At 39.5% G+C, this 483-nt stretch carries 1 pseudogene; it reads right to left on the bottom strand.

Features of this window, described 5'->3' with window-relative positions:
• Nucleotides 1–483: pseudogene (locus IT084_RS17720) on the bottom strand (IS1380 family transposase); the annotation flags it as partial.

Raw genomic sequence — 483 nt, 5'->3', positions numbered from 1 at the left:
GAAATGTTCTCCTGCTCAAACTTGGCCAAAAGTTGACGAAAAGTGCTTTCATCCGGTACTTTCTCAATGCCCTTGATTTTACAGTAACCGGGATCGGATTTTAGTGCATCCATATGCATAAACCGAAGAAGGCCTACACAAATGCAGTCAGTCATTATATCTACCAGCTGGGCCGTACTGTATCGAAAGTTGTGATGCCTGTTAACTGTCAGGTGTTTTTGCAGGAGTTCAATAAACCCTATGGCCTGCTTAAAGGACTCGATGAGGCTAAAGTTGCCGTAACTGGTAACTGTATGGTTATCAAATACAACCGGCAAGTTAGTATATTCCGTTAGTTTTTGCAATTTTTTATATGCTTTCTTATGTTGCCTTTCAATTTCACGTTTTTGTTGCCGTTTTAAACTTTCCTGTTGATAATTGGGGTTTAGCTGTGATACCATAATCAAGAGGACACCTTCCTTGTTTTGGTATTTATGGCTATTT

It is taken from the genome of Desulfallas sp. Bu1-1, from assembly GCF_015594625.1.
Taxonomy (GTDB): domain Bacteria; phylum Bacillota; class Desulfotomaculia; order Desulfotomaculales; family Desulfallaceae; genus JADNRQ01.
This window is presented reverse-complemented; position numbering and strand designations above follow the sequence as displayed.